This window comes from Nocardia barduliensis (assembly GCF_013315795.1).
GTDB lineage: Bacteria > Actinomycetota > Actinomycetes > Mycobacteriales > Mycobacteriaceae > Nocardia > Nocardia barduliensis.
The window spans coordinates 1-20,026 of the sequence record NZ_JABLTE010000074.1; the positions used below are offsets into that span (position 1 = coordinate 1).

Sequence of the window (20,026 nt, forward strand, 5' to 3'; positions counted from 1 at the left end):
TTCCGAGCGAAGCGAGACCGAGCATCCGCCGTTCGCGGCCCGGCTCGCGTCCGAGCGGCCGCCGCGTCCGCGACGAAGTCGCCAGCGGCGGCCGCTCGGACGCGAGCCACAAGGGGGCCGCGAACACCCAGCGCCGCAGGCGCTGGAAAAACCAACACAGTAGGCTGTGGGCCGTGTCGAGACGAGCCGATGGCAGGGCGGACGATGAGCTCCGCGAGGTCCGGATCACCCGTGGATTCACTACGCATCCAGCGGGTTCGGTGCTGGTGGAGTTCGGTCAGACGCGGGTGATGTGCACCGCGAGCGTCACCGAGGGGGTGCCGCCGTGGCGGCGTGACTCCGGATTGGGCTGGCTCACCGCCGAATACGCGATGTTGCCCGCCGCGACGCACACCCGCAGCGGGCGGGAGTCGGTGAAGGGCCGGGTCGGCGGACGGACCCAGGAGATCAGCCGCCTGGTCGGCCGCTCGCTGCGCGCCTGCATCGACCTGGCCGCGATCGGTGAGAACACCATCGCGATCGACTGCGATGTGCTCCAGGCCGACGGCGGCACCAGGACGGCCGCCATCACCGGCGCTTACGTGGCGCTGGCGGATGCCGTCACCTATCTCGGCGCGGCGGGCGCGCTGGCCGACCCGCAGCCGATCTCGTGCGCGATCGCGGCGGTGAGCGTCGGCGTGGTCGACGGCCGGGTGCGTCTGGATCTGCCGTACGAGGAGGATTCGCGCGCCGAGGTGGACATGAACGTGGTGGCGACCGACACCGGAACGCTGGTGGAGATCCAGGGCACCGGTGAGGGCGCCACGTTCCCGCGCTCCACGCTGGACAAATTGCTCGACGCCGCGCTCGCGGGTTGTGAGCAGTTGTTCGTCGTGCAGAAAGAGGCGCTGGCGCTGCCGTATCCCGGCGGGCTGCCGGAGCAGGCCGAAGCGAAGAAGAAGTGATGACCCGCCGTCTGCTGGTCGCCAGCCGCAACGCCAAGAAACTGAACGAGCTGCGTCGCATCCTCGACGAGGCGGGTATCGCCGGTATCGAGATCGTGGGGCTGAACGATGTTCCGGCCTATGACGAGGCGCCCGAGACCGGCGCGACGTTCGAGGAGAACGCGTTGGCCAAGGCCCGCGACGGCGCCGCGGCCACCGGGTTGGCGTGTGTCGCCGACGATTCCGGCCTCGAGGTGGACGCGTTGAACGGAATGCCCGGCGTGCTGTCGGCGCGCTGGTCGGGCAGGCACGGTGACGACGCGGCCAACAACGCGCTGCTGCTTGCGCAGCTGACCGACGTGCCGGACGAGCGCCGTGGCGGGCGGTTCGTGTCGACCTGCGCGCTGGTGGCGCCGGGCGGCGTGGAGACCGTGGTGCGCGGCGAATGGCCGGGCACGATCGCGCGCAAGCCGGTGGGCGACGGCGGTTTCGGCTACGACCCGCTGTTCATCCCGGACGGCGGCGAGGTCACCGCGGCACAGCTGACGCCCGCCGAGAAGGACGCGGTGTCGCATCGCGGGCGGGCGTTGGCCCGGTTGACGCCCGCGCTGGCGGCGCTCGCCGAGGGCTGACGCGGACGGCGGCGCCGGGTCAGACGCCGAAGGTCTGCTTGACCTGCTTGGCGTTGACGTGCTCGACGAAGAACGACAGCAGCGGGATGGTGCCCGCCAGCAGGGTGCCGACGGTGCGCAGGACCGGCCAGCGGACCTTGACCGCGAGGTCGGCGGTGACCAGCAGGTAGACGAAGTACACCCAGCCGTGCACCACGGCGATCCAGCTGGGGGTGTGCACGTCGAAGCCGTATTTGGCGATCATCTCACCGGTGAGCAGCAGCAGCCAGAGACCGGTGATCCAGGCCAGCGCCCGGTAGCGCAGCAGCGCCGGACGGATTCTGGCGGCGTTGCCCGCCGGGGCCGGGACGGCGGTGGTCTCGGTGGAATTCTCGCTGGTGGTCAACCGGCGCTCCTCTCGCGGGTGGGCAGGCCGGTCGATCGGACCTGCTCGTCGATGTCGTCGGCGTGCAGCGCGGCGAGGTACCGGTTGTACTCGGCGAGCACGGGGTCTTCGTCCCGGACGGCCTTCGGGCGCTCGGGCAGCAAGCCCGGCGGGAGTTCCGTGGGGGCGATCGGTTTCGCGGCCCGCCCGGCCGGGGCGGGACTGCGCCGCGGGGCGTCGGCGGAGTCGTCCTCTTCGGCCGCCGCCCGCTCGAGCCGGACGAACCGGAAGTAGGCGAAGACGGCGAATCCCGCGAACAGTGGCCATTGCAGCGCGTACCCGAGGTTCTGGGCGGTGCCCGTGGAGGACTCGTACCGTTCCCACTGCCACCAGGCCAGCGCCAGGCAGCCCAGCGCGGCGACGATCACCAGCGCGATGAGGGCCGGGCGATTGTGTGCCGAGCGGCGGGGTGAGGCGGACACGGCTACTACGGTACCCGTTCTACTACGCGGGCCGTAGAGCAAGGTGCGCCGTGCGGGGCGCGCTGTGACCACGGCCATCGCGGCAGCGTGCAGCACCGGGGCCGCTCAGCACCGATGACCCGCTGCGAACCGGCGTCCCCCCGGTCACGTGGATGAGCGGCCCGCCCGGACAGCGGCGGTCCCGGCTGCTGCGTAGTGATCCGTTCGGCTCAGAACCTGTAGGTGACGCCGGTCTTGCGCTCGGACTCGGCCCACAGCCGCTGCCACAGGTCCCTGTTCTGGGACAGGCGGGTGGACGAGGCGGCCTTGACCGGTCCTTGCGTACCGAACAACCAGGTCGGTCCCCAGTAGACCTCGGGGTCGGCGTCGGGCATGGTCGCCGCGAACAGCGTCGAGTGCGCGGCCTTGGCCGGCGAGTGCCCGATGAGGCGGATGAACGGCTTGGCGATGTAGTCGAGCGGGGTCTCGGTGTGCGCGAAGAGGTCGGTGGCCGAGACACCGGGGTGCACGCCGTAAGACCGCTTGGTCGAGCCGGATTCGGCGAGCCTGCGCTGGAGTTCCCTGGCGAACATCAGATTGCACAGCTTGGACTGCGCGTACGCGAGATTGCGCTGGTAGCGACGGTTCTCGTAATCGAGGTCGTCGATCCACAGCTTCGGGGTCTGCTTGTGCGCGATGCTGGAGAGCGTGACCACCCGATCGGTGATCCGGTCCAGCAGCAGGCCGGTGAGCGCGAAGTGTCCGAGGTGGTTGACCCCCCATTGCGTTTCGAATCCGTCCTTGGTCCGCGAGAAGGGGAGGTTCATCAGGCCCGCGTTGTTGACCAGGACGTCGAATTCGCCGCTGTCCTCGGCGAATCTGCGCACCGATGCCAGATCGGCCAGATCCAGCTCGGCGACCCGGACGTCGCCGTCGATGCCGCCGGCCACCTCCTTCGCCTTGACCGGATTGCGGCACGCCATGATCACGGTCGCGCCCTTGGCGGCCAGGACTTTCGTCGCCACGGCGCCCAGGCCGCCGTTCGCGCCGGTGATGACGAAGGTGCGTCCCGTCTGGTCCGGGATCTCAGTAGGTTTCCATGCCATGGCTCAACCTTACTCTGGAGTAAGTTTCGGGGGGAAGGTTTGAACGGCATTGCGTCTCGATCGTCTCAGACGCGAGAGCTCTTGTCGCGAAACATCGCCGATCGGGCCGCACCCGGGCACTACTGGGCCGCGTTGCAGCTGATATGACGGCCATGCGAGAGGCGCCGGTCGAGTCCTCGGCGATCGGGTAGGAGAACAGCGGCCGGTCGGCGGCACAGCCGCGGATCGATCACCGTGGCCGCGGCGGGGATGGGCTGGTCGCGGAAGTGGTCGAGCGGTACCGCAGCGATACCTCGTGGTCGCCGCGATTTCGCTACGGTGAGAGATGTGACGGCGACAGTGGGCAGGCAATACGGCGGGCGTGCCGTCGTGGAGCGGAAAGCCGAGCGGCGTCAGCGGTTCCTCGACGCGGCCGTTCGGATCTTCGCCGAGCGCGGCTATGCCAATTGTTCGCTGGCCGACGTGTGCGCCGCCGCGGGCCTGTCCAAGCGGCAGTTCTACGAGGAGTTCCACACCAGGGAGGACGTGCTGGTCGCGGCCTATGACCGGATCCAGGACGAGGCCGCGGCCGCCGTGCTGGCCCGGCTCGGGGATCTCGATCCGCGCTTCGACCTGCCCGCCGCGATGACCGCCGTGGTGACGGCGTACCTCGAATCGATCGGCTCCGATCCGTACCGCGCGAAGGTCGCCTTCATCGAAGTGGTCGGGGTGAGCGATCCGATGGAGCGGCACCGTCGCGAACGCCGCCACGCCTGGGCGGCCGTGCTGGAGTCGCATGTGGTGCCGGTGGTCGCGCCCGGTTCGCGCGTGCGGGGCGCGCCCGGGTGGGGCGCGAGCGCTTTGATCGGCGCGATCAACGGGCTCGCCCACGAGTGGGTGCTCGCCGACCCCCGCCCCACGGCGGCCGAACTCGTCGATCTGCTCGTCCCGATCGCGATGTCGCTGATCGAGCGGCCGCAGGAGAGCTAATCGCGCACGGCGTAATCGCCGATCGCCCGCTCCAGCGTGTCGAACGCGGCGCCGATGTACTCCGTGAGGGCGGCGGCGATGTCTTCGTTGGATTCGCCGTCCAAGGTGCGGCGCAGGGTCTCGTCGAACAGCACGCGATGGACGCCGCCGAGCAGTGCGGCCGCCACGCGGGGCGGGAGATCGGTCTGCGCGGCGCCCGTTTCCACGGCGAGGGCGGTAGCCAGTGCCTGCTCGCGCTCGTCGTGGAATTCGCGTAGCCGGGCCACCAGCGCGGGGCTGTCGGTGATCATGCGGGCGAACTCGGGTCCGGAGAAGCCCACCACCGGATCGTGCCGGGCCACGGCGGCCAGATAGTCCCGCCGTAGCGCCGCCGTCGCGGACTCGCCGGAGGTGCGCTCGCGCACCACGCGGGCGAGCTGGTCGACGAACACCTCGTGCAGGTCGAGCGCGAGATCTTCTTTGCGGGGGAAGTAGTTGGTGACCGTCATCTTGGCGACCTGCGCCGCGGCGGCGACGTCGGCGATGGTCACTTTGTCGAAGCCGTGCTCGAGGAACAGCAAGGTCGCGTGGTGGGAGATGTTGTCCCTGGTCTGTTGCTTTTTTCTGGCACGAAGCCCGAGGTCCGGCGTGGTCATGCCGCCACTGTATCTGAATTCGACCTAAAAATCGTCTTGACATATTTTTATGTTCGTTCTAAGTTTGTGTTCGTCATCGGAACGAAGGGACGCACCATGCAGCACGGACTTGTCGAAGCGACCTCGGCTCACACCAGCTCCAGCACCGACCGAAAGGGACCAGTCGTCATGGCCGACAAGAGCACCGCGCCCACCGTCGTCGAAACCGCGGTTCGCCTGCTCCTCGCCGAAGGAGACGGCGCTCCCCGCATCACCGGTACCGGGCGCACCGCGCCGCCCGCGCGCTCTTACCCCAGCCCGCGGCGCCGCGACCGAAAGGGTGTCGAACCGATCCGGGGCACCAGCGGTTATCGCGCCAAGCCGCAACGTCCGCTGCGTATCCCGGGGCGTGGCTGACCGCTCGCCGCCCCATCCCGCCGGTCGGCGGCGTGTTCCCCCGCCGACCGGTTCGCTCCGCCAGGAAGGACGTTCCATGACCACGTTGTGCACCCGCCCTCTCCGCTTCACCGGCACCGTCAGCGACGACCCGATCAGGGACTATCTACGGCTCATCGGCCGGACCCCGCTGCTCACCGCCGCGCAGGAGGTCGAACTCGGCGAGCGGATCGAGGCAGGCGCGCAGGCCGCGCTCCGCCTCGGCGACGCCGGTGCGGCCGCCGAACTCGACGTGCGGGAGCGCCGGGAACTGCGCCGCCGGATCGCGGACGGCTCGCGCGCCAGGGACCGCATGGTCGAGGCCAACTTGCGCCTGGTCGTCTCGATCGCCAAGCGGTATCCCACGCCGGCCGGCATGTCGCTGCTGGACCTGGTCCAGGAGGGCACGCTCGGCATGATGCGCGCGGTGGAGAAGTTCGACCACCGGCGTGGGTTGAAGTTCTCCACCTACGCCACCTGGTGGATCAAGCAGGCGATCGGCCGAGCGCTGGCTGATCAGAGCCGCACCATCCGCATCCCGGTGCACGTGGTCGAGGTGCTCAATCGGCTGAACCGCGCGCAGCGCTCGCTCACCCAGCGATCGGGTCGCGCGGCCACGGTCGCGGAACTCGCCGCGGAGTTGGAACTGTCGCCGGAAAAGGTGCGCGAACTGCTCGACCTCGCTCGCGAACCGTTGTCGCTGCACACCCCGGTCGGCGACGATGCCACCGAGTTCGGTGAGCTCATCGCCGATACCGCGCCGGATCCGGCCGAGTCGGCGGCGGCGTCGGCGCTACGCGATCAGCTCGGCCGGGCACTCGGCGCGTTGACCGAGCGGGAGGCGGCGGTCGTCGCGGCGCGCTTCGGGCTGGGCGGCGCCGAGCCGAAGACGCTCGAGGAGGTCGGCAAGACCTACGGGGTGTCTCGCGAGCGTGCCCGCCAGATCGAGGCCAAGGGGATGGCGAAACTCCGGCAGCCCGCGCGGGCCAAGGCGTTGGAGGGCCTGCTCGGCTGATTCGCTGCCGTGTCGCTGGATGCTCATCGATGCGGCGAAGTCCCATACTGGGCTGATGGCCGGTTCGGTTGCTGTCGCCGCGGACCCGGTAGCCCCGATGGGCAGGGCCAAGACCAACGTCGTGTTCGGCACCATCGTGCTCGGCATGTTGATGGCGGCGCTGGACCAGACCATCGTGTCCACCGCGCTGCCCACCATCGTCGCCGACCTCGGCGGGGCGGGGCACATGGCCTGGGTGGTCACGTCCTACCTGCTTGCCGAGGCGGTGGCGACGGCGCTGGCGGGCAAGCTCGGCGACCTGTTCGGGCGCAAACCGGTGTTCCAGGTCAGCGCGGTGATCTTCATCGTCGGCTCGATGGTCGCAGGCCTGGCGAACGGCATGCTGCTGCTGATCCTCGCCCGCGGTGTCCAGGGTTTCGGCGCCGGTGGGTTGATGGTCACCTCGATGGCGCTGATCGCCGACATCATCCCGCTGCGGCAGCGCGGGAAGTACCAGGGCGCGCTGGGCGCGGTGTTCGGCGTGACCACGGTGATCGGCCCGACGCTGGGCGGCCTGTTCACCGACCACGCCAGCTGGCGCTGGTGCTTCTACGTCAACGTGCCGGTGGCCGTGGTCATGATCGCCTTGGCGGCGCGCACCATCCCGCGGGTGCGGGCCGCGGCCAAGCCGATCATCGACTACGCGGGCATCGGACTGGTGGCCCTGGGCGTCTCCTGCCTGATCCTCGGGTTGGAATGGGGCGGACAGCAGTACGCCTGGGGCTCATCGATGATCATCGGACTGTTCGCCGCGGCGGTGGTCCTGCTGGCCGCGTTCGTCGCGGTGGAGTTGCGGGCCGCGGAACCGATGCTGCCGATGGGACTGTTCCGCAGCCGGGTGTTCACGGTCTGCTCGGTGCTCAGTTTCATCGTCGGCTTCGCGATGCTCGGCTCGATGACCTACCTGCCCGCCTACCTGCAATACGTCGACGGGGTTTCGGCCACCATGTCCGGCGTGCGCACCCTGCCGCTGGTGGCCGGACTGTTCGCCACCTCGATCCTGTCCGGACAAGTGGTCGGCAAGACCGGGCGCTACCGGTACTTCCCGATCGCGGGCACGCTGGTCATGGCGCTCGGGCTGTACCTGATGTCCACCATGGGCCGGACCACCGGCACGTGGCTGGAGTCGCTGTACATGCTGATCCTGGGCCTCGGCATCGGCCTGGCCATGCAGGTGCTCACCATCGTCGTGCAGAACACCGTGCCCTATGCCCAGCTGGGCACCGCCACCTCCGGCGTCACGTTCTTCCGCACCCTGGGAAGCGCCTTCGGCACGGCGATCTTCGGCACCCTGTACAGCAACGAGATCGAGCCGAATCTCGCCGCCGCGCTGGCCCGCGTGCGTGTGGTGCCGCCGGGCGTCGCGGCGGACCCGCAGTCGCTGCGCGCACTGCCTGCCGATCAGTCGGCCCCCATCATCGACGCGTACGCCGACTCCATCGATCACGTGTTCTTCTGGGTCGTGCCGGTCGCGCTCGCCGGATTCGTGCTCGCGTGGTTCCTCCCCGAAGTGCCGTTGCGCGACAGCGCGCGGGCGGGTGCGGGCGATGTGGGCGAAGGGTTCTCGGTGCCCGACTCGCCGGACCGGGTGGTGCAACTGGAGCGCGCGATCGCGGGCACGATGCGCAAGGCGGGAGCCGAGGACCCGATCGGACCGCGCATCCTCGCCGAGGCGGACAGCGATCTCACGCGGGGTGAGGCGTGGGCGCTCGGGCAGGTGTATCTGCGCGAGCGGGTCGCGCGGGACGCCACGCTCGCGGCGATAGCGCGGGCGCACCGGCTGCCCGAGGAGGTGATCGAGCCGATCTACGACCAGGTCGGCGCGGAGGGGTATCTGACCAGGGACGGGGGCCGGTTGCGGCTCACCGATTCCGGTGCGGCCGAGATGGATCGGATCAAGGCGGCTTGGCGGCGCTGGCTCGACCGCAGGCTCGACGACTGGAACGAGGCCGATCCCGCCGACCGCGCGCTGCTGGACCGGGCGCTGACGAACATCGCGACGAAGTTGCTGGAAGACCAGGCGCGCGAGCAGGAAACGGTGCCCGCCTGAGCGGTTGCGCCCGAATACTCGTGTGCGTATATTCGTACACGAGTAAGGAGGTGCCGCGATGAAGAAGCGGAAGGTGGACAACCTGCTCGCGCTCGCGGTGCTGTCGGTGATCGTCGAGCGCCCGATGCACCGGTACGAGATCGCGCAGACCTTGCGCGACCGGGGCAAGGACCAGGACATGGCGATCAAGTGGGGGTCGCTCTACACGGTCGTGCAGAACATGGCCAAGGTCGGCTTCCTCGAGATCGTCGGCAGTGAGCGGGCGGGCTCCCGGCCCGAGCGGGTGATCTACCGGATCACCGACGCGGGCCGCGCCGAGATGGCCGATTGGACCAGAGAGCTGCTGTCGACCCCGGAACCGGAACCGCATCGGTTCGTCGCCGGGCTGTCCATGCTCGCGGTGCTTCCTCCCACCGAAGTGGTCGAACTGCTCGGCACTCGCCTCGAAGCGCTGGAGCGGTCGATCGAGACCGTCCGCCGCGAACTCGGCGAACTCGCGGGCACGCTGCCGCGTCTGTTCATCATCGAGTCCGAGTTCGGGCTGGCCATGCTGGAAGCCGAGGCGGCGTGGACGCGTTCGCTGCGTGCCGAGCTGACCGAGGGCGCCTTCCCCGGGATGGCGCAGTGGCGGGAGTGGCACGAGCGCGGCATGCGACAGTCCGAGGTCGCCGAGCTGGTGGAGAGGGGGATGGCCGAGAACTAGCCGAGACCGGACCCGGCGAGGTGCGGCAACACCGCCGCCGGGCCCGATCGAACAGTCTCGAACCGCGCCCGCGAACGCGCACTCGGCTACAAGGCTGGCAACCACAGGATAACCGGGTGGGTGGCGCGCGGGTCGGTTCGGGGAACCGAAACCCGAATCGCACGAATCCTGGAGACACCTATGTCCACAACACGTACCGCCCTGGTGATCGGTGGCGGCATCGCCGGTCCTGTCGTCGCGACGGCCCTGCGCAAAGCGGGCATCGAAGCCCGCGTCTACGAGGCATATCCCGGCCCGTCCTACGGCATCGGCAGCGGGCTCGCTCTGGCGCCCAACGGCATCGCCGCCCTCGACATCGTCGGCGCGGGCGACCCTGTCCGCGCGATCGCGCTGCCGGTGACGAAGATGAACCTGGCCGTCGGCGACAAGGTGCTGGCGCTGCCCGGCCTGTCCGACGTGCCGCCGCTGCAACTGGTCGACCGCAGCGAGCTGCACCGAGTGCTGCACCGGCACGCGATCGCCGCGGGGGTTGCGTTCGAGTACGACAAGCGCCTGGTCGACGCGCAGGAGGACGCGTCGGGCGTCACCGCGCGCTTCGCCGACGGCAGCACGGCCACCGCCGACGTGCTGATCGGCGCGGACGGCATCCGCTCGGCCGTGCGCACGCTGATCGACCCGAACGCGCCGGGGCCCGACTACACCGGCATGCTCGGCTTCGGCGCGATCACCGGGTGCGACGCCGAGATCGCGCCCGACACCATGACTTTCGCGTTCGGCAAGCGGGCGTACTACCTGTACTGGCCGGTCGGGGACGGACGGGTGGCGTGGGGCGCGAATCTGCCGCACAAGCAGTATCTGTCACTCACCGCGGCACGCGCCGTGCCGAACGCGCGCTGGCTGGAGATCCTGCGCGAGACCTACCGCGACGACACCCCCGGCGGCGAACTCGCTCGTCGCACCACCGAGGAGGAATTGGAGGTGGTCGGCGCGCTGCACATCATGCCGCCGGTGCCGCACTGGCATCGCGGGCGGATGGTGCTGGTCGGCGACGCGGTGCACGCCCCGTCCAACAGCTCCGGCCAAGGGGCGTCGCTGGCGATCGAGAGCGCCGTGCAACTGGCCCGCTGCCTGCGCGATCTGCCCGCCGCGGAGGCGTTCGCCTGCTACGAACGCTTGCGCCGCGACCGCGTGGAGGGCATCGCGGCTCGCGCGGCGAAGATCAACCACAGCAAGACGCCGGGTCCGGTGGGACGCAAGATGATGCAGCTGCTCATGCCGCTCATGGCCAAGACCGTGATGAAACCGGAGAAGTCGATGGGTCCCGAGCAGCGCTACCGGATCGACTGGGACGCGCCCGCCGATCGCGAGTTCGCGGCGGCCTGAGCCCTACCGGACGATCCCGCCGGTCGGCCGACCGGCGGGATCGCTCCGTCGGCCCCTCTCGCTCGCCGACCTGCGCTCAGCGTCGTGCCGCGCGGTCGCGCAGAATCCGCGCGGACTGCTCGTCGCCGGGCAGGAAAGCCTCCAGTTGCAGTTCGGCGAGGGTGACGTCGACGGCGGTCGCGAACGAGGTGAGCGTGGTGATCAGACGCAACTCGCCCGCGTCGCAGCGCAGGCGTAGCGGCACCGCGAAACCGAGATGGTCCGGCCCCGGTTCGGCTTGCGGCAGATACGTTTCCAGCTCGGCGATCAGCTCGTCGAGAGCGGGATCAGGGCTGCGGGCCATCCGGTTGCGCAGCGCCTCGGTGACGTGCCTGCCCCATTCCGGCAGGTTGAGCACCCGGGCGGCCAGGCCATCGGGATGCAGGGCGAGCCGGAGTACGTTCACCGGAGGCTCCAGCAGCCAGGGGGCGGCGCCCTCGGTGAGCACGTCGAAGGCGGCGTTGGCGGCGAGCAGGATGCCGTAGGGCCGCACGACCAGCGCCGGGTAGGGCAGATGGCCGTCCAGGATGGCCCGCAAAGCCTCCAGCACCGGCGCAAGCTCCACGGTGTCGAGCTCCGACTCGGGGAAGATCGGCGCGTAGCCCGCGGCGAGCAGCAATCCGTTGCGTTCCCGCAAGGAGAGGTCCAGTGATTCGGCCAGCCGCACCACCATGGTGCGGCCGGGGCGTGAACGGCCCTGCTCCAGGAAGCTCATATGTCGCTGCGTGGTGTCGGCGCGGATCGCGAGGTCGAGCTGGCTGACCCGGCGCAGCGTCCGCCAATGCTTGAGCTGCCGGGCGAACCCGGTGGACTGGGCCGCCGTCGTCATAGCAGCAGTATCGGTCCGGTGGCGGCCGCTCGCCATACCCTGCGGGGAATCGCCCACGCGCCTAATCACGGCGAGACTCTGCCGCATGAGCAAGCAACTCGATGAGCAGGAACTGTCACGATTCGCCGAACGGTACGTCGCGCTGTGGAACGAGCCCGACGCTGTAGCCAGGCGTCGGCAGATCAGGCAATTGTGGGCCGAGGACGGCGCCCAAGTGCTGGTGGACCCGCCACAGACGATGCGGGAGGCATTGGCCGCGTTGTCCTTTCCGATTCCCACCGTGGAGATCCGTGGTTACGAAGCGCTGGACCGGCGCGTCGATCGCGCGTACGAGGAGTTCGTCGCCCCTGGCGAGCACGTGTTCACCGGAAACGGGCCTGCGGTGCGGCTTTCGGTGAACCTGATCGGCGTCACCTGGCACATGGTGACCAAGGGCGACGGGGCTGTCGTGGGCGGCGGGTACGACGTCATCGCGCTCGACGACGAGGGCCGGATCCGGTGGGACCACCAGTACATCGGCGTCGCGTGATGAATGCCGTCAGCTACCCGCTGGACCCGTCGTAGGGCGGGACGGGTTGACCGCAGCGCCATGGGAGTTCAGGGGCAGGCGGTCAGGACCCGCGCCATGGCGTCCTTCTCGGCCGGGGTGACCCAGAGCTGATAGGCCGCCTTCACCTGGATCTGCCTGGTCAGGTAGGCGCAGTGATAGCCCTTGCTGGGCGGCAGCCATTCGGCCGCGTCGGAGTCGCTCTTGGACTGGTTGGTCGGGCCGTCCACGGCTTGCAGGTTCAGTGGATCGTTGGCCAGGTCGCGGCGGCGTTCGGCGGAAAGCTGCTGTGCGCCTTTCTGCCAGGCGTCCGAGAGCGCGACGACGTGATCGATCTGCACGTCGTCGGAGGATTTCGTGCCGCGCTTGAAGTTGATCGTCTTGCCGGTGTAGGGGTCGGCGAGGGTACCGGTCGCGACGATGCACTTGCCCGACTTGAAGGTGACGTCGGTCAGGTCGCGCTGCAAGATGTCGTTGCGGGTGTCGCAGCCGTTGTTGCCGCCGGGCACGGAGACGTTGTCCGACCACGGTGGCCCGAATTCGTCTCGGCTGTAACCGGTTCTGGGTGCGCGATCCGCGACGCGCAGGGAGTTCAAGAGGGCGAGGGCGTCGCGTCCGGGAATCGAGGCGGGCGCGTCGGCGCAGGCCCGGCCGTCGGTGCCGCACTGGGCCGCCGCCGATTCACCGGGCTCGGTGGTGGAGCAGGCGACGAGTCCGAGGGAAGTCGCGACCATGACACCGATCAGAGCCAGCCGCTGCGCTGTGGACTTCATCGAGCTTCCTAACGCCGAATTCAGTTGAAACTGTAACCGGCGTCAAAGTATCCAGTCTCGATGTTCGAACAACTGAACGACGCGTATGAGATTCGGCACAGCGGACGATGTCCGCCCGGCCGGAGCGCGGGCCCGCCCCCGAATCGCCGTGCCGGCGCCGATTCGGGGGCGGTCTATCACGAGGAGACCTGTGGAGCCGCGCGGTTGTGCGGATGGTTGTCCACTCCGAATTCCGCACTGGGACGACACCACGGGGCTGATGAGGGGGAGGTCCCGAGGTGTCGAGCCGCGCCTGCTCCGGACTCACTCGTGACGATCAGGGGATGATCGGGATCCGGCCGGTGCCGGGGACCACGCGGGTCCGTACCCTGTGGGGGCCAGCACGCATTCGCTCCATCTCGATCTCGCTTTATTCTACGTATCAAGACAGTAGATAGGCGAGATGTGGATTGGCAAGTTCGTTCCGACGGTTCGGAAACTTTCTCAGACGTTATTCAGTTTCGGCCATACATCTACTGCATGACTACGGATGTCACCGGCAGATGACGGCGCAGCGGCCGACAGCGTCCGGCTGGTCTTCGGTGTGACCACACTCACTTCGTGTCCGGTCACAGACAAGCGAAATCGTGTGTCGAAACCGGTGCAGGCAAGAAAATCCGACCCGGGAGGACCACATCATGCCGACCGTCGACGTACTCGACTCCTTCATCCACTATCACGACACCGGTGTGGGCGACACCCCCGTGGTGTTCCTGCACGGCAATCCGACCTCTTCATACCTGTGGCGCAACGTGATTCCGCACGTCGCGGACCGTACCAGGACGCTCGCGCCGGACCTGATCGGCATGGGGGAGTCCGGCAAGCCCGGCAGCGACTACCGATTCACCGATCACGCCGTCTACTTGGACGCCTGGTTCGACGCGCTCGGACTGGACCAGGTAGTGCTGGTCGGCCACGACTGGGGTGGCGCGCTGGGCATGGACTGGGCCGCCGGGCATCCGGGCCGGGTGCGCGGCGTCGCGCTGATCGAGACGTTCCTGCGGCCGATGCGCTGGGATGAGCTGCCACCGCTCGGCGCCGAGCTGTTCCGGAAGTTCCGCTCGGCGGAAGGGGAGCGAATGGTGCTGGAGGAGAACACCTTCATCGAGTTCAACCTGCCGAAGGGCGTCACGGACCTGTCGGCCGAGGATCACGACGTGTACCGGGCGCCGTACCCCACACCTGAGTCACGCAAGCCGCTGCTGGTGTGGCCGCGTGAGTTCCCGCTGGACGGCGAGCCCGCCGACGTGGTCGCCCTGGTCCGGAACTACGGCGCGTGGGCGGCCGCGACGCCCGAGGTGCCCAAACTGCTGATGGCGCTGGAGAACGGCGTCGGGCTGGGGTCGGCGGAGGTGATCGGCTGGGCGGCGGACACTTTCGCGAGCGCCGAGGTCGCGCCGATCGGCCCGGCCGGCCACCACGCGCCGGAGGACCGGCCGGAGGAGATCGGCCGGGCGGTCGCGGCGTGGCTGGACCGGCACGCCCTGATCGGGGCGGCCGCTCGCTCGTGACCCCGGCCACGGTGTGACCCGGCACCGCTTGCGCCGGCCACGGCGCCGGCCGAATGATGGCCGGATGAGCACGGAGCACGAGCGGGTCGCTGCGCAGGAGAAGGCCATGGTCGCCCGCGCGGTCGCGGGCGACCGGGACGCCGTCGTCCAGGTGGTGCGCCTGCTACAGGATCCGCTCTACCGGCTGGCCCTGCGGATGGTCTGGCGGCCCGCCGAGGCCGAGGACGCCACGCAGGAGATCATGGTGCGCGTCCTCGACCATCTGCACACCTGGCGTGCCGAGGCGAAGCTGCTCACCTGGGCCTACCGCATCGGCGTCAACCACCTGCTGAATCTGCGGCGGCAGACGCCGCAGGAGGCCGCGCAGGTGAGCTTGGACGCCTACCGGGACGGGCTGGCCGACGGCTTGTCGGAGGCGGACTATCGCGGACCCGAAGCGGTGCTGCTGACCGCCGAAGTGCGGCTCACCTGTAGCCAGGGCATGCTGCAATGCCTGGCCCGCGACGAACGGGTCGCCTTCGTGCTCGGTGACGTGTTCGAGCTGAGCTCGGCCGAGGCCGCCTGGATTCTCGGCATCACCCCGGCCGCCTACCGGAAGCGGTTGCAGCGCGCCAAGAAACGGCTCGGGAACTTCCTGAACGCGACGTGCGGCCTGGTCGACCCGCAGGCGTTCTGCCGCTGTTCGCGCCGGGTGGATCGCGCGGTCGCGCTGGGCCGGGTCGATCGGCGTCAGCCGGTGTACACGCGCCATCCGGTCACCCCGGGCGGACGTACCGCGGCCGAGGCCGAACAGCAGATGATCCGGTTGCACGACGCGGCGTCGGTGCTGCGCGCGCACCCGGACTACGCCGCGCCGCGAGCGAAGATGGACGCGATCGCGGGGCTGCTCGGTTCCGGTCGTTTCCCGCTGCTCGACGCGTAGTGACCCGCTCGGCAGTTCGCGTCGCGGCGAATCGCCGCCGGAGGTGTTCAGCCGGGCGCGTCGGGGGCAGTGCCGTCCGCGATGGGCGCGCGTAGTTCGGTTGCGAGGCGGGCGATGTCCGCGGGGCCGACACGGCAGCATCCGCCGATGACGCGCGCGCCGAGCGCGAACCAGTCATGGGCGCGCCGCACGTCGAACCGCGCGGGACCGGTCCAGCGGCGGTGCTCCGCGTCCCACCCTTCGCCGCTGTTCGGGTAGGCGATGGCGGCTTTGCCGGTGCGGGCCGCGAGTTCGACCGCAGCCGCGACATCGGCGGGCGCGCAGCAGTTGACGCCGATCGCGACGATCGAGTCCGAGCCCGCGGCTACCGCGAAGGCGTCGGCGAGTGGTTGCCCGGCGCGGGTGCGCGCACCGTCGATGGTGTAGCTGAGCCACGCGGGCACCCCGATCTCGTTCACCAAGTCCACCAGCGCTTCGGCTTCAGCTATGTCGGGAACGGTTTCCAGCGCCAGCAGGTCGGCGCCCGCCTCCGCGAGCACCTCCATCCGCGGCCGATGCCAGGCCCGCAGCTGCGCCACGGTGCACCCGTAGCGACCACGGTATTCCGACCCGTCGGCGCGGGCGGCGCCGTAGGGGCCGACCGAGGCCGCGACCCAGCGCCGCCGCCCGTCGGCGCAGGCGTCACGCGCCGCGCGGGCCAGCGCGACGCCGCGCCGCCACAGCAGCACCGACTCCGCCCTGGTCAGCCCGCGCGCGGCGAAACCATCCACCGAGGCCTGGTAGGTTGCGGTGGTCGCGATGTCGGCGCCCGCCCGGAAGTAGGCCGCGTGCACGGCCTCGATCGCGGCGGGTGCGTCGATGAGCAGCCGGGCCGACCACAGCGCGCCGGACAGGTCGTGGCCGCGCGCCTCCAGTTCGGTGGCCAATCCACCGTCCGAGATCAGTGCCCCCGCCGCGACGTCGAACAGCACGGTTCCACTGTAGGACGGAGGCTTACTCGTCGTCGGTGGGCTGGGCGGTCGGGGGAACTCCGGTGTCGAGGAAGCGGATGAGCCGGTCGATGCGTGCGGTGTGGTCGACGCAGCGTTCCAAGTGGTGGCCCAGCAGCGCGATATCGATCGCGACCTCGGTGGACGGCTGGGTCTGCGGCTCGCGCAGTGTGGCATGCAGCTGCTGATGCAGCGTTTCCATCGGGCGTGCGGCGGGCGTCTGCTCCTCGGACTGCGCCTGGCCCGAGACTGCCTGCGCGGCCAACGCCGTGCGTTGCGCCGCCAGCTGCCCCATCGCGGCGAGGATGTCCAGAATGGGTTGCGACGCCACGTGTCCCGGATGGCTGCGGTACACCTGGTCGGCGACCCGGCTGGCGAGCCAGCCGATGCGGGACAGTTCACCGGCGATCTGGATCGCGGTCACCACATGCCGCAGGTCGCGCGCCACCGGCGCCTGCAGAGCCAGCAGTACCACGGTGCGCGCCTCGCACGCGCCGTACATCTTCTGCAACTGCTCGTCGAGCGCGAAGACCTCGTAGGTCGCCGTGAGGTCGGCGCCGACGAGCGCGTCGGTGACACGCTCGACGGCGTCGTGGGCGAGCGTGCACATCAGCGTCAAATCTTTGGTCAACGCGATGAGCTCGGCAGTGAACTGAGTGCGCACCGCCAAATTCTCGCCTATCGACCACCGCGCGGTCGATTCCTTGCCGGATGTTCTTCGGTAACGACCTCGCCTCGGCGCGGCGTGCGAGGTCCGGCGCGATCGAGAATCATCCGGTGCTGGTGCGTGGTTCGCCAGGAAACCGCAGGTCCTGCTCGCGCAGTGCAGGGTTCGACGCGACGGGGCTTCGCTCGCGCCGATTCTGCGTGGCCGCGCTTGTTTTCGCAGATGGTGCGAGTGGCGCAGAGTTATCGCCGCACCGGCGAGTTATGTCGCACATCACAATTTCGGGTGTCGCGCATGGCGACTCGTCCGATTGCTCACCGCATGCCGCACCCGGCCCGGTGTGGCGGCGCGGGCGGTCGATCCTGCGCGCTGCCGCGGGCGGGAGTTTGCGCCCCGATGCCTGTGCGCGCCATGCGCCCGGCGCGTGACTGCCGGCGCCCTGCTCAGCGCAGGAATCGCGCGCACGGCGCGGCCCGCTCGCGGATGCCGCCGGTGTTACCGTCGCGACATGCCGAACTTGCGCGACATTCAGCATCGGGTGGTGACGGCGTTCCAGCGCCGCGTCGGCAATCCGATCCTTCGCACGCTGCCCGGGCAGACCCTGCTGGAAACCACCGGCCGGGTCAGCGGCCGGCCGCGGGCCACCCCGATCGGCGGACGGCGGATCGGGCGGGAATTCTGGCTGGTCTCCGAATTCGGCGAGCGTTCGCAGTACGTCCGGAACATCAAGGCGAACAATCGGGTTCGGCTGCGGCTGCACGGACGGTGGCATACGGGCACCGCGCACCTGCTGCCCGACGACGATCCGCGTGCCCGCCTCGCCGCCCTGCCGCGGGCCAACAGCGCGGCCGTGCGGATCGTCGGCACCGATCTGCTCACCCTTCGGATCGATCTGGACGATTGAGCGTGTGGTCGGGTGGCCGAAATCGGTGACCCGACCAGGATGCGGATAGTTTGCTGGGACGATGGTGGGCATGCTTCGTGTGCTGATCGCCCGCTGGACCGTTCTCGTCCCGCTCCTCGCCGTTCTCGCTCTCGCGGCCACGTGGGGCCGGACTCTGCCCGGTGTCGCGGTGGCGCTCGTGGTGGTGGCGTTGATCGGGGCCGTGCTCGCCGCGGTGCACCACGCGGAGGTGGTCGCGCTCCGGGTCGGGGAACCGTTCGGTTCGCTGGTGCTGGCGATCGCGGTGACCGTGATCGAAGTGGCCCTCATCCTGACGCTGATGGGCTCGGGCGGTGACGAGACCGCCACCCTGGCGCGGGACACCGTCTTCGCCGCGGTGATGATCACCTGCAACGGCATCTTCGGACTCTGCCTGCTGGTCGGCGCTCTGCGGCGGCGGGTGGCGGTGTTCAACGCGGAAGGCACCGGTGCGGCGCTGGCCACCGTGGCGACACTGGCGACGCTCAGCCTCGTGCTGCCGACCTTCACCACCAGCAAGCCCGGGCCGGAGTTCTCGCCCGCGCAGCTGGCCTTCGCCGCGGTGGCCTCGCTCGCGCTGTACGGCTTGTTCGTGATGGTGCAGACGGTGCGTCATCCGGACGACTTCCTGCCGGTCGAGGCGGACGGTGTCGTCACCGAGGACGACGAGCGCGCCGAGCTGCCCAGTGGCCGCGCCGCGCTGGCCGGTCTCGGGCTGCTGCTGGTCGCCCTGATCTGCGTGGTTGGGCTGGCGAAGGTGGTCTCGCCCGCCGTCGAGTCTGCGGTCGCGTCCGCGGGGCTGCCCCAATCGGCGGTGGGTGTGGTGATCGCGCTGCTGGTGCTGCTGCCCGAGACGCTGGCCGCGGTGCGCGCCGCGCGCCGCGACCAGGTGCAGATCGGCCTCAATCTCGCCCTGGGCTCGGGCATGGCCAGCATCGGCCTGACCATTCCGGCGATCGCCGTGGCGAGCATCTGGCTGGACGGTCCCCTGGTGCTCGGCCTCGGCGCGACCCAGATGGTGCTGCTGGCCCTGACCGTCGTGGTGGGTGGGCTGACCGTCGTTCCGGGGCGGGCGACGCTACTGCAGGGCGGCGTCCACCTGGCTGTGTTCGCGGCCTTCGTCGGGCTCGCGGCCAGCCCCTAGAGCGCCGTCCGGGCATCGCACCCGCCCCCGGCGGCCCGGTTCCGCAGGACCCGCGCCCGGTGCTCGACCCGCTCAGTGTGGATGCCGCGCCGCATATCTCGCCCGCTCCGACTCGCGCTGCCGCGCCCGGCGCGGATTTTCCAGGTCCGCGGGCAGCCCGTGCTTCGCGAGCCGGTGCGCGCGGTTCATCGGCATGAACGCGACGGTGTAGAACAGGGCCAGCAGCAGCGCCAGCAGGACCATCGCCCCGCGCAGCCACAGTTCGCCGGGGAACAGCAGGAACGCCGCGAACAGCGGTGTGAACGGCACCATCCCGCGGACGACGTGCCGGGTGGCCGCGAACCTTCCGGTCAGGTCCTCGCGCACCCACTCGCGCATCGAATCGGGCAGGCGGCGGCCGAAGGCGTAGCCGATCCACTGGATCGGACCGGGCCGTCGTCGCTGTCCGGTCATGCCTGTGCTCCTCGGTCGGTGGCGGGGGTGTCGGGCCCGGCGAGCACCGACCGGCGGGCTGCCTCGTTCACCCGGGTGAGGACGTCGCGCAACTCCTCGAGGTCGGCCATGGTGACGCCCAGGCGGCGCACGACCGCAGGCGGGATCCGCTCCGCTTCCGCGCGCAGTGCCGCCCCGGCCGGGGTCAGGTTCACCACCAGGTTGCGCTCGTCCCGGCTGTCCCGTCCCCTGCTGATCAGCCCGGCGGCTTCCAGGCGTTTGAGCAGCGGGGACAGGGTGGGGGAATCGAGCTGGACGGCCTCGGCGATCGCTTTGACCGACATCGGCGCCTCGCCCCAGAGCGCGAGCATCACCAGATATTGCGGGTGGGTGAGCCCGAGCGGCTCGAGCAGCGGCCGGTAGACGGACAGCACCGAGCGGTTGGCCACCGCCAGCGCGAAGCACACCTGCCGGTCCAAGCGCAGTGGATCGTCGATCTCGGTCTCCATCGGGCCTCC

The 20,026-nt window shown here is 69.9% G+C and carries 23 protein-coding genes; 13 read left to right on the forward strand and 10 right to left on the reverse strand.

Features of this window, described 5'->3' with window-relative positions; all coding sequences use genetic code 11:
- Window positions 1-173: 173 nt before the first annotated feature.
- Window positions 174-944 (forward strand): ribonuclease PH, encoded by a 771-nt coding sequence (rph, locus tag HOV91_RS26610; protein ID WP_174188100.1) that lies wholly within the window; start codon window positions 174-176, stop codon window positions 942-944.
- Entirely contained in the window at window positions 944-1,555 is a 612-nt protein-coding gene (gene rdgB / locus HOV91_RS26615; RefSeq protein ID WP_174188101.1) for an RdgB/HAM1 family non-canonical purine NTP pyrophosphatase, read from the forward strand. The genes rph and rdgB overlap by 1 nt, the downstream gene beginning before the upstream one ends.
- Before the next feature lie 19 nt (window positions 1,556-1,574).
- Here the strand turns inward: rdgB and HOV91_RS26620 are convergent, their stop codons facing one another.
- The 3 genes from HOV91_RS26620 to HOV91_RS26630 form a co-directional block, all read right to left on the reverse strand.
- A complete protein-coding gene (locus HOV91_RS26620; protein ID WP_174188102.1) occupies window positions 1,575-1,940 on the reverse strand; it encodes a DUF3817 domain-containing protein in 366 nt (121 codons plus the stop codon).
- The gene (locus HOV91_RS26625; RefSeq protein ID WP_174188103.1) at window positions 1,937-2,401 is read right to left on the reverse strand and encodes a transcriptional regulator; all 465 of its coding nucleotides are present in this window, start codon (window positions 2,399-2,401) and stop codon (window positions 1,937-1,939) included. The genes HOV91_RS26620 and HOV91_RS26625 overlap by 4 nt, the downstream gene beginning before the upstream one ends.
- 209 nt (window positions 2,402-2,610) lie before the next feature.
- On the reverse strand, window positions 2,611-3,486 hold the full coding sequence (locus tag HOV91_RS26630) for an oxidoreductase (protein WP_174188104.1): 876 nt from the start codon (window positions 3,484-3,486) through the stop codon (window positions 2,611-2,613).
- 327 nt (window positions 3,487-3,813) lie between these two features.
- Here HOV91_RS26630 and HOV91_RS26635 point away from each other — a divergent pair, with 327 nt between their 5' ends.
- On the forward strand, window positions 3,814-4,455 hold the full coding sequence (locus HOV91_RS26635; protein WP_312884779.1) for a TetR/AcrR family transcriptional regulator: 642 nt from the start codon (window positions 3,814-3,816) through the stop codon (window positions 4,453-4,455).
- On the opposite strand, the gene HOV91_RS26640 is transcribed toward HOV91_RS26635, so the two are convergent.
- A complete protein-coding gene (locus tag HOV91_RS26640) occupies window positions 4,452-5,090 on the reverse strand; it encodes a TetR/AcrR family transcriptional regulator (RefSeq protein ID WP_174188105.1) in 639 nt (212 codons plus the stop codon). The genes HOV91_RS26635 and HOV91_RS26640 overlap by 4 nt on opposite strands.
- A 168-nt stretch (window positions 5,091-5,258) precedes the next feature.
- Between HOV91_RS26640 and HOV91_RS26645 the strand changes: the two genes are divergently transcribed.
- The 5 genes from HOV91_RS26645 to HOV91_RS26665 all read left to right on the forward strand — a co-directional run bounded on the left by HOV91_RS26645 (window position 5,259) and on the right by HOV91_RS26665 (window position 10,694).
- The gene (locus HOV91_RS26645) at window positions 5,259-5,486 is read left to right on the forward strand and encodes a hypothetical protein (RefSeq protein ID WP_174188106.1); all 228 of its coding nucleotides are present in this window, start codon (window positions 5,259-5,261) and stop codon (window positions 5,484-5,486) included.
- Between the two features lie 76 nt (window positions 5,487-5,562).
- Entirely contained in the window at window positions 5,563-6,519 is a 957-nt protein-coding gene (locus tag HOV91_RS26650) for a sigma-70 family RNA polymerase sigma factor (RefSeq protein ID WP_174188107.1), read from the forward strand.
- A 55-nt stretch (window positions 6,520-6,574) separates the two neighbouring features.
- Window positions 6,575-8,608 (forward strand): MDR family MFS transporter, encoded by a 2,034-nt coding sequence (locus HOV91_RS26655; protein WP_312884780.1) that lies wholly within the window; start codon window positions 6,575-6,577, stop codon window positions 8,606-8,608.
- A gap of 58 nt (window positions 8,609-8,666) precedes the next feature.
- Window positions 8,667-9,311, forward strand: coding sequence for a PadR family transcriptional regulator (locus HOV91_RS26660; RefSeq protein WP_174188108.1), 645 nt, complete (start codon window positions 8,667-8,669; stop codon window positions 9,309-9,311).
- A 180-nt stretch (window positions 9,312-9,491) separates the two neighbouring features.
- Complete coding sequence (locus HOV91_RS26665; RefSeq protein WP_174188109.1) at window positions 9,492-10,694, forward strand: FAD-dependent oxidoreductase; 1,203 nt, start codon at window positions 9,492-9,494, stop codon at window positions 10,692-10,694.
- A 76-nt stretch (window positions 10,695-10,770) separates the two neighbouring features.
- Here HOV91_RS26665 and HOV91_RS26670 read toward each other — a convergent pair whose 3' ends face one another.
- The gene (locus HOV91_RS26670; RefSeq protein WP_174188110.1) at window positions 10,771-11,562 is read right to left on the reverse strand and encodes a helix-turn-helix domain-containing protein; all 792 of its coding nucleotides are present in this window, start codon (window positions 11,560-11,562) and stop codon (window positions 10,771-10,773) included.
- Window positions 11,563-11,647: 85 nt separating this feature from the next.
- On the opposite strand from HOV91_RS26670, the gene HOV91_RS26675 reads away from it, so the two are divergent.
- On the forward strand, window positions 11,648-12,091 hold the full coding sequence (locus HOV91_RS26675) for a hypothetical protein (protein WP_174188111.1): 444 nt from the start codon (window positions 11,648-11,650) through the stop codon (window positions 12,089-12,091).
- A 68-nt stretch (window positions 12,092-12,159) separates the two neighbouring features.
- Here the strand turns inward: HOV91_RS26675 and HOV91_RS26680 are convergent, their stop codons facing one another.
- The gene (locus HOV91_RS26680; RefSeq protein WP_174188112.1) at window positions 12,160-12,882 is read right to left on the reverse strand and encodes an HNH endonuclease family protein; all 723 of its coding nucleotides are present in this window, start codon (window positions 12,880-12,882) and stop codon (window positions 12,160-12,162) included.
- Window positions 12,883-13,559: 677 nt separating this feature from the next.
- On the opposite strand from HOV91_RS26680, the gene HOV91_RS26685 reads away from it, so the two are divergent.
- Both HOV91_RS26685 and HOV91_RS26690 read left to right on the forward strand, forming a co-directional pair.
- Entirely contained in the window at window positions 13,560-14,432 is an 873-nt protein-coding gene (locus tag HOV91_RS26685) for a haloalkane dehalogenase (protein ID WP_174188113.1), read from the forward strand.
- Window positions 14,433-14,496: 64 nt separating this feature from the next.
- Entirely contained in the window at window positions 14,497-15,354 is an 858-nt protein-coding gene (locus tag HOV91_RS26690; protein WP_174188114.1) for an RNA polymerase sigma factor, read from the forward strand.
- A 47-nt stretch (window positions 15,355-15,401) separates the two neighbouring features.
- Here HOV91_RS26690 and mmuM read toward each other — a convergent pair whose 3' ends face one another.
- Together mmuM and HOV91_RS26700 are read right to left on the reverse strand one after the other, a co-directional pair.
- Window positions 15,402-16,322: a homocysteine S-methyltransferase gene (gene mmuM / locus HOV91_RS26695; protein WP_246350918.1), complete on the reverse strand. Its 921-nt coding sequence runs from the start codon at window positions 16,320-16,322 to the stop codon at window positions 15,402-15,404.
- Window positions 16,323-16,347: 25 nt separating this feature from the next.
- Entirely contained in the window at window positions 16,348-17,007 is a 660-nt protein-coding gene (locus tag HOV91_RS26700) for a phosphate signaling complex PhoU family protein (RefSeq protein ID WP_312884781.1), read from the reverse strand.
- Between the two features lie 511 nt (window positions 17,008-17,518).
- Between HOV91_RS26700 and HOV91_RS26705 the strand changes: the two genes are divergently transcribed.
- Window positions 17,519-17,914 carry a nitroreductase/quinone reductase family protein gene (locus HOV91_RS26705; protein ID WP_174188115.1) on the forward strand — a complete coding sequence of 132 codons (396 nt, stop codon included), beginning with the start codon at window positions 17,519-17,521 and terminating at the stop codon, window positions 17,912-17,914.
- A 70-nt stretch (window positions 17,915-17,984) separates the two neighbouring features.
- Window positions 17,985-19,076, forward strand: a complete 1,092-nt coding sequence (locus tag HOV91_RS26710) for a calcium:cation antiporter (RefSeq protein WP_217441187.1) — start codon at window positions 17,985-17,987, stop codon at window positions 19,074-19,076.
- Window positions 19,077-19,148: 72 nt separating this feature from the next.
- On the opposite strand, the gene HOV91_RS26715 is transcribed toward HOV91_RS26710, so the two are convergent.
- Together HOV91_RS26715 and HOV91_RS26720 are read right to left on the reverse strand one after the other, a co-directional pair.
- A complete protein-coding gene (locus tag HOV91_RS26715) occupies window positions 19,149-19,529 on the reverse strand; it encodes a DUF5313 family protein (protein ID WP_174188117.1) in 381 nt (126 codons plus the stop codon).
- The gene (locus HOV91_RS26720) at window positions 19,526-20,017 is read right to left on the reverse strand and encodes a MarR family winged helix-turn-helix transcriptional regulator (protein ID WP_174188118.1); all 492 of its coding nucleotides are present in this window, start codon (window positions 20,015-20,017) and stop codon (window positions 19,526-19,528) included. The genes HOV91_RS26715 and HOV91_RS26720 overlap by 4 nt, the downstream gene beginning before the upstream one ends.
- Window positions 20,018-20,026: the final 9 nt, after the last annotated feature.

Coding starts and splice junctions, on each gene's coding strand:
- HOV91_RS26690 (WP_174188114.1), top strand. CDS start 14,497: ATGAGCACGGAGCACGAGCGGGTCGCTGCGCAGGAGAAGGCCATGGTC.
- HOV91_RS26655 (WP_312884780.1), top strand. CDS start 6,575: ATGGCCGGTTCGGTTGCTGTCGCCGCGGACCCGGTAGCCCCGATGGGC.
- HOV91_RS26640 (WP_174188105.1), bottom strand. CDS start 5,090: ATGACCACGCCGGACCTCGGGCTTCGTGCCAGAAAAAAGCAACAGACC.
- HOV91_RS26630 (WP_174188104.1), bottom strand. CDS start 3,486: ATGGCATGGAAACCTACTGAGATCCCGGACCAGACGGGACGCACCTTC.
- HOV91_RS26665 (WP_174188109.1), top strand. CDS start 9,492: ATGTCCACAACACGTACCGCCCTGGTGATCGGTGGCGGCATCGCCGGT.
- HOV91_RS26645 (WP_174188106.1), top strand. CDS start 5,259: ATGGCCGACAAGAGCACCGCGCCCACCGTCGTCGAAACCGCGGTTCGC.
- HOV91_RS26710 (WP_217441187.1), top strand. CDS start 17,985: ATGCTTCGTGTGCTGATCGCCCGCTGGACCGTTCTCGTCCCGCTCCTC.
- HOV91_RS26660 (WP_174188108.1), top strand. CDS start 8,667: ATGAAGAAGCGGAAGGTGGACAACCTGCTCGCGCTCGCGGTGCTGTCG.
- HOV91_RS26685 (WP_174188113.1), top strand. CDS start 13,560: ATGCCGACCGTCGACGTACTCGACTCCTTCATCCACTATCACGACACC.
- HOV91_RS26720 (WP_174188118.1), bottom strand. CDS start 20,017: ATGGAGACCGAGATCGACGATCCACTGCGCTTGGACCGGCAGGTGTGC.
- HOV91_RS26680 (WP_174188112.1), bottom strand. CDS start 12,882: ATGAAGTCCACAGCGCAGCGGCTGGCTCTGATCGGTGTCATGGTCGCG.
- HOV91_RS26650 (WP_174188107.1), top strand. CDS start 5,563: ATGACCACGTTGTGCACCCGCCCTCTCCGCTTCACCGGCACCGTCAGC.
- HOV91_RS26675 (WP_174188111.1), top strand. CDS start 11,648: ATGAGCAAGCAACTCGATGAGCAGGAACTGTCACGATTCGCCGAACGG.
- HOV91_RS26670 (WP_174188110.1), bottom strand. CDS start 11,562: ATGACGACGGCGGCCCAGTCCACCGGGTTCGCCCGGCAGCTCAAGCAT.
- HOV91_RS26705 (WP_174188115.1), top strand. CDS start 17,519: ATGCCGAACTTGCGCGACATTCAGCATCGGGTGGTGACGGCGTTCCAG.
- HOV91_RS26715 (WP_174188117.1), bottom strand. CDS start 19,529: ATGACCGGACAGCGACGACGGCCCGGTCCGATCCAGTGGATCGGCTAC.
- rdgB (WP_174188101.1), top strand. CDS start 944: ATGACCCGCCGTCTGCTGGTCGCCAGCCGCAACGCCAAGAAACTGAAC.